General features: G+C 40.2%; 4 protein-coding genes and 1 pseudogene. 2 read left to right on the forward strand and 3 right to left on the reverse strand.

Annotation, left to right across the window (positions count from 1 at the left end; all coding sequences use genetic code 11):
* Positions 1-193: pseudogene (locus FTT84_RS17930) on the forward strand (DDE transposase); the annotation flags it as partial.
* A 78-nt stretch (positions 194-271) separates the two neighbouring features.
* On the opposite strand, the gene FTT84_RS09030 reads toward FTT84_RS17930, so the two are convergent.
* From FTT84_RS09030 to FTT84_RS09040, 3 genes are all read right to left on the reverse strand, one after another.
* A complete protein-coding gene (locus FTT84_RS09030) occupies positions 272-865 on the reverse strand; it encodes a DUF4112 domain-containing protein (protein ID WP_180081004.1) in 594 nt (197 codons plus the stop codon).
* A 143-nt stretch (positions 866-1,008) separates the two neighbouring features.
* Positions 1,009-2,346, reverse strand: coding sequence for a magnesium transporter (gene mgtE, locus FTT84_RS09035; protein ID WP_067763366.1), 1,338 nt, complete (start codon positions 2,344-2,346; stop codon positions 1,009-1,011).
* A gap of 230 nt (positions 2,347-2,576) precedes the next feature.
* Positions 2,577-5,687, reverse strand: a complete 3,111-nt coding sequence (locus tag FTT84_RS09040; RefSeq protein ID WP_180081002.1) for a multidrug efflux RND transporter permease subunit — start codon at positions 5,685-5,687, stop codon at positions 2,577-2,579.
* Between the two features lie 373 nt (positions 5,688-6,060).
* Between FTT84_RS09040 and FTT84_RS09045 the strand changes: the two genes are divergently transcribed.
* Positions 6,061-7,185, forward strand: coding sequence for a glycerophosphodiester phosphodiesterase (locus FTT84_RS09045; RefSeq protein ID WP_373685007.1), 1,125 nt, complete (start codon positions 6,061-6,063; stop codon positions 7,183-7,185).
* The last annotated feature ends 117 nt before the right edge of the window (positions 7,186-7,302 follow it).

Below are 7,302 nucleotides of genomic sequence, written 5' to 3' on the forward strand. Positions count from 1 at the left end.
TGCATCTATGAGTATTATCAATATCTTAAGGCACACACCTTTAGAATCAGCAGGAAACCTACCCAAACATTTAGCGCAATTATTTGAACAATCTAAAATATTTGTATTACCTGAAAAAAGGCAAAGGCAATGTCCGCGAGTAGTGAAAATTAAAGCACAAAAATATCCAAGAAAATGCCAGTCAATTTCTTAACTGACTGGCATTATCCACATGGAGGCTTTTTTTTATTTTTAAACATCACCCTGAATAGGCTTTATCAGTACAGCTTTTTTAAACAATGCCCTGTACTTGTAGCCATTGCAACAGCAGACTGCCTCCCATCCAAATCGCAAATGCAAAAATAGCTAAAAATAGCAGGCCTAAAATATCGGGTATATGAATCCAAATCCAGGCCACAACTGGATTACGCCAAAATGCAGATTGTTGCTGCTTCCGCTCTAGGTTTTCATGTAAAAATGGATGAACAACATGAGTATCAGATTGAATTTGGTATTCTTCTCGAATATGTGTATGTACAACATCTAAGGCTTTACGACTCGGACGTATAAAAACATCAAAAATTGTTCCTGCTACTGGAATAAAACCGACAACTGCGTCCATGACCGCTAATTTCATTACGCCATTGAGTTTCGCTTGCGGTACACCAATCTGCTTTGCTTTATAAATCGCATAACAAGTGAGGACAAAACCTGCAATATCACCTGCAACAGGAATTGTACTCAGAGCAGCATCTGCGCCCACGCCTTGTCGCGTAAATGGAATACGTACTACGGAATCCATCATATTGGCAAATTTGGCTAAATCGCGCTCTAAGCGAATCACCTCTTGCTGGCTAAGTTTTTTTGAAGATGCAGGTTCTGGCATAGAAAACGTATCGTTGGGTAAATGCAATCTACTTGAGAATAAAGCAGTTTTTTACTCAGGTCTGTTATGATTTTATAAATGCTAATCTAAGATGAATTTAAAGTGCTTAAAGGATTTATTTAAGGCAACAGAAGCCCGATAATTTAAAGTAGAAGCTGTGAAGCAATAAATAAATACACCACCACGCCTGTTGCATCACAAATGGAAGTTACTAACGGTGCAGATGCACTTGCAGGGTCTAGCTTCAAACGATTCAGGATGAAAGGTAGGCTCATTCCAATTAAACAGCCCATCAGCACAATGCCCATCATACTCAAAGCCAACACCAGTGAAACCATAAGATCGCCACGGTAATAACCTAAAATAGAGACTGCAAACGCCATGGTGCCACCTAAACATAGCGCGACTAAACTTTCACGCCCAAGCAGATACAACCAATCTTTAAACTGCACATCGCCTGTGGCCAGTGCTCGCACCATCAATGTTGCAGACTGAGAACCTGCATTTCCACCACTGCCAACCAATAAGGGCAAAAAGAAAACCAATACAATATTTGCGGCAATAATGTCTTCAAAATGTGCAATGCCAATCCCGGATAACAAACTGCCAAAAACAAGAAATACCAGCCAATACACCCGTTTTTGATAGAGTTGCAATATCGGGGCAGATTTAAGACTCAATTTAGATGATGCATCGACAGCACCAGATTTTAAAAAATCTTCTGTTGCCTCTTCTCTGGCCACATCCATTGCATCATCATGTGTCACAATACCCACCATCACACCGGCATGATCTATAATGGGTAATGCCAGTAAGTCATAACGAGCAATGGTTTTGGCTACTTCATTCTGATCGCTGTCAAAATATGCAAAAATAATATCGGTCGCCATTAAATCACTAATATTGCTTTGTTCTTCGGCAAGTATTAATTGTTTGAGCGATAAAACACCCAGCAGCTTTCTTGCTTCATCAAGTACATAGGCCAAATAAATGGTTTCCGAATCGGGTGCCTCATAACGCAACATTTTAATGGCATCTTTTACCGACATATTCGGTTTTAAGGTGGCATATTCGGAGCTCATGATGGCCCCTGCCGTACCTTCTACATAAGAAGAGAGCTGCCGAATATCTTCACGCTCGGCCTGTGCCAATGCAGGCAATAAAGTATTTTGCTGCTCGTGATCTAAACATTTAAATAAATCGACACGCTTGTCTGAAGGCATTTCGCCCATAATTTCAGCCAAGTCTGTTCGCGTTAAACCGTGTGCAAATTTTACTTGTTCTTCGGGTTTGAAATATGAAAATACATAGGCGCGTGCAGGAAGATGCAGTAGCAGCTTTTGACTATTCTCTAAAGGTAATTGTGCCAAAATATCAGCCAAATCTGCGGCTTTAAACGTTTTAACAGAGTCTAATGCCAATGCAATATCTTGCTTGCTTAATGCATCATTTAAAAGATATAAAAAGTTGTTGTAGCTCATGCTCGCCCCCTATTACCCAACCTATGTAATAGGGCCGCAACGGCTCTTATTTTATTTGCCGAATGAACCCACATAATAATGTTGGTAAATATAAATGTTTGAAATTTGGTGTATCTGACAACTGTGCCTGTCCATTTAGGGATTTAATCCTCATCAAACCGCTTATACGGCGCAGCAATACTACGAAAAACTGTTACATTTCTCAACCTTTACAACGAAACCTAAACAATTTAATCACTTATGTTTCTTTTAACGGACTTGGGCTTAAATAGAGTACGTATCAATACATACATAAATGGAGTAAAGATCAGGACCAGTACCGTGCCGAAGATCACGCCCCCCAGCACACTCACGCCAATTTCCTGACGGCTTGCTGCGCCTGCACCAAAAGCGAAGACCAATGGTAATATACCTGCGCCAAATGCCAAAGAGGTCATCAAAATAGGACGTAAACGAAGTGCTGCGCCTTCCATTGCAGCTTCGATTACATGTTTGCCTTTTTCTTGTGCCATCGCTGCAAACTCTACAATCAAGATCGCGTTTTTACAGGACAAACCAATTGTTGTCAGTAGAGCGATTTGGAAATAAATGTCATTTGGAAATCCGGCAATATAACTAAAGATAATATTGCCGCCAATACCCAATGGAATTGCACTCATAACGGCCGTCGGGATACTCCAACTTTCATACAAAGCAGCTAAACATAGAAAAATAAATCCAATTGAAACCAAATATAGCCAAATCGCTTGGTTACTAGACTTTTGTTCTTCAAAGGATAAACCACTCCAGGCCACATCCACTCCAGGTACTTGTTGCACAAGATTTTTGACATCTTGCATGGCTTGACCACTGCTGACATTTTTTGCAGTATCTGCTTCCATTTGCAGCGCAGTATAGCCCATGAAACGGTTAACCACTTCTGGACCACCACTCCATGCAATGGTCGAGAAATTACTAAACGGAATCATTTCATGTTGATCATTTCGAACATGCCATGCAGCAAGATCTTCAGGCTTTGAGCGAAATTCGGCATCGCCCTGCATCATGACGCGCTTGATGCGGCCACGATCAATAAAGTCATTAATATAGCTGCCACCCCAAGCACTCCCTAAAGTACTATTAATGGCAGATTGACTTAGCCCCAACGCCATCGCTTGCTTTTGGTCAATATTGACCTTCAACTCTGCCTTGTCTGGATTAGAACGTTTATCTAAGTTTTCAAAACTGGTAAATTGGCTGGCTTTATCTTGTAAAGTTTTAAATTGTTCTTCCAAATAAGCTCGACCTTCGCCATTAATATCACGTATCCAAAAATCGATACCATCCGTTTGCCCAAGTCCATTGACTGACGGTGGCATGTTGATATTAATTTGTGCATTATTAAAGGTTCTGAAATGCTTTAAAGCTCGCTCACGAATGGCTTGTGCAGAATTTTCTTTACCACTTCTCTCATCCCATGGTTTCAACGCAATAAAACCTTGTCCTAAATTTTGCCCTGTCCCCGAGAAGTTCCGACCATACCGCAGCATCACTAAATCAACATTGTGTTTTTCTTCAGTCAAAAAATACTGTCGAATCTGTTCACCAACTTGCTGGCTTTTGGCCATCGGTGCACCTTCTTGCAGCTTCAGTTGCACACTCAGGATACCTTGGTCTTCACTTGGAATAAAGCTGGTCGGCAAAGCACGATAAAACAGTGCGAAAATCACCACCAAGCCAGCAAACAATACCAAAGTAATGAGTCGATTTTTTACTGTGGCCTGAGCAATGGTCAGATATTTCAGTTTTAAACGCTCTAATGAAGTATTAAACCAAACGGCCCAACGCGCTGGCTGTGGATTGGGTTTTAAAATTAAAGCACACAAAGCAGGTGTTAATATCAATGCCACCATGAGCGACAACCCCATGGCTGCCACTAAGGTAATAGAAAACTGACGATAAATAACGCCTGTCGAACCACCAAAGAAAGCCATTGGAATAAACACCGCAGTTAAAACCAGTGTGATCCCAATTAATGCACCACTAATTTCTTGCATCGACTCGATAGCAGCTTGTTTGGCAGTTAAATGCTGTTCATGCATTAAACGTTCGACATTTTCTACAACAACAATCGCATCGTCGACCAATAAGCCAATCGCCAAAACCAAAGCAAACAAGGTTAAGGTATTAATGGTCATACCCAAAACGTAGAGTATCGCCAATGTACCTAAGATCACTACAGGAACGGTTATCGCTGGAATTAAAGTTGCTCGCCAGTTTTGTAAGAAAATAAACATGACTAAAACCACGAGTAACACCGCTTCAAACAGCGTCTTTACGACTTCTTTAATAGACTCTTGTACGAAAGGCGTATTATCTCGTGGATAAACAATTTTATAGCCCTCAGGCAGTTGTTTCGAGAGTTGCTCAATTTCTTGCTTAATTAATGCCGATGTTGCTAAAGCATTAGCACCTGAAGCCAAAGAAATACCCATCCCTGAAGATGGATAGCCATTAATTGTATTAATCCCCTGATAATTTTCAGCGCCCATTTCAACACGAGCAACATCTTTTAGGTAAACAAAACTGCCATCACGGCTAGATTTCACAATAATATTTTCAAATTCTTCGACTGACTTTAAACGTGAACCTGAGGTGACTTTGGCATTTAAATATTGATCTGCTTTGACAGGTAAATCACCAACAGCGCCTGCTGCAACTTGGGTATTTTGTGCTTCAATTGCGCTACGAATATCGCTTGGCATGAGGCTATATTGTTTTAATTTTAATGGGTTGAGCCAAATACGCATCGCAAACTGTGAGCCAAATACATCAACTTCACCAATCCCTTCAATCCGCGCAATATCTTGCTCAAGATGCGTCATCATATAGTCGCCAAGCTCAATATTGGAACTTTTCGACGTTTCATCATAGATACCAATCACCATGTGGGTATCACCCAATGATTTAAAGACATTCACACCTTGGCGCTGTACATCTTCCGGCAGTCGATTAATCACACCATTAATCGAGTTTTGGACTTGAACTTGTGCTGTATCAGGATCTGTACCATTTTCAAAACTGATACTGATTCGACTACGCCCAGAGGAATCACTGCTCGAACTAAAGTACAGTAAGTTATCAATGCCTTTTATTTGTTGCTCTAGGACTTGTGTAACACTTTCTTCTACCGTTTCAGCAGACGCGCCACTATAACTCGCACTCACCGTTATTCTAGGTGGTGCAATATCAGGATAGCGCTCTACGGGTAAATTCAGCACGGCAAATAATCCGACTGCCATGACGATAATTGCGAGAACACCAGCAAAAATTGGGCGTTGAATAAAAAACTTAGACAGCATCAGTCCATGTCACTTTTAGATTGCGAGGTTTAAAATGGTGATTTGATGATTTTTAAAATCTTATTGATAATCAATCACCATCAAGATGAATACAAGCCCATACTACATAAAAACCCATCATTCTGATGAATATGTAGAAAATATGGAGACGTATTTTCCACATTTATTTTAGTTAAATTATGTGACATTTAGCGGTCTGTCATCATTTGTTCTTTATCTATCTGCACTGTATCCCCTGCGTCTTCATTTTAAATAACAACACGCAGAGGCTTTCATGCTAAAACAATTAACAACCAAACTTTCAAAACGACAAACTTTACTGAAAGAACATACAGAACAAGGCATAGACCATCATGCTAAAAAAAACTCAATAGTGCTGTTCTCTAGCTTCATTCTACTGAGTACATTCGGTTTAACTGCGTGTAATTCTGACGATAAAAAAACTCAAGTGAGCAAACCGCCAGTATTACCAGATACTGGTTTTGTGATTGTCGGGCATCGTGGCGCAAGTGCTTTAAGACCTGAACATACTTTAGCGTCCTATCAAAAAGCCATTGATGATGGTGCGGATTTTATTGAACCTGATCTAGTTCCGACGAAAGATGGCTATCTTATCGCTCGTCACGAAAGTGAAATTAGCGGCACAACCAATGTCAGCTCCTTAACACAATTTGCAGACCGTAAAAAAACCAAGAAAATTGATGGTCTAGATTATACAGGTTGGTTTACTGAAGACTTTACTCTGAATGAACTCAACCAAAATGTAAAAGCCCGTGAACGGATTCCGCAATACCGCCCCACTAACACCACTTATAATGATCAATCCAGCATTCCAACTTTGGAACAAATTATTGAACTCACAGATGCTCATTATAAAAAGACTGGGAAAATTGTCGGGCTGTATATTGAAACCAAACACCCGACATTCTTTCAAAAGCAAAACTTAGCCATGGAAGATCGACTGCTTAGCACCTTAGCGAAGTATAAATACACCCGTGAAATTGCGCCTGTTTATTTACAATCGTTTGAAACCACCAATTTGAAATATTTCCATGAGCAGTTAGCACGAAAGAAAAGTTTAAAACACGCCAAAATTATTCAGCTACTGGATAGTCCAAATGCAATTCCAGGCGATTTACAAGATCAAGCTACACCTGCTAACTATGCCAGCCTAGCCACGCCTCAAGGTCTAAAAGATGTTGCAAGTTATGCAGATGGTATTGGCCCAAGTAAAACCTATATCTTTTCAAATAACGAGTTTAAACAAACCAACTTTGTCAAAGATGCCCATGCCGCTGGACTAAAGGTTCATCCTTATACGTTGCGTCCTGAAAATGGCTTTTTGCCGGATTATCTCAAGTGTAATCAAATAGCAACCGAACGCTGTGATAGCGGCGCGCTAAAAGAGTTTGAAAACTTTTACAAAGCAGGTGTAGATGGTGTATTTACTGACGATCCAGCATTAGCTCGTAAAGCACTGAATCAATTTCAGAAATAATAATTATCTATAGTTGATACATAAAAAAGACGCTTAAAAGCGTCTTTTTTTTATCAAAGTGGCTGAGATAAATAATCTGTGATGCCCTGTTTCACGACTTGCTGAGTGGCTGGAGCT

Origin of the sequence: Acinetobacter sp. YH01019, from assembly GCF_013420285.1 — a bacterium.
Classification (GTDB): Bacteria; Pseudomonadota; Gammaproteobacteria; order Pseudomonadales; family Moraxellaceae; genus Acinetobacter; species Acinetobacter gandensis.

What these genes read in the sequence shown, in the direction of transcription:
- FTT84_RS09030 (WP_180081004.1), bottom strand. Translation starts at nt 865, where the DNA reads ATGCCAGAACCTGCATCTTCAAAAAAACTTAGCCAGCAAGAGGTGATT.
- mgtE (WP_067763366.1), bottom strand. Translation starts at nt 2,346, where the DNA reads ATGAGCTACAACAACTTTTTATATCTTTTAAATGATGCATTAAGCAAG.
- FTT84_RS09040 (WP_180081002.1), bottom strand. Translation starts at nt 5,687, where the DNA reads ATGCTGTCTAAGTTTTTTATTCAACGCCCAATTTTTGCTGGTGTTCTC.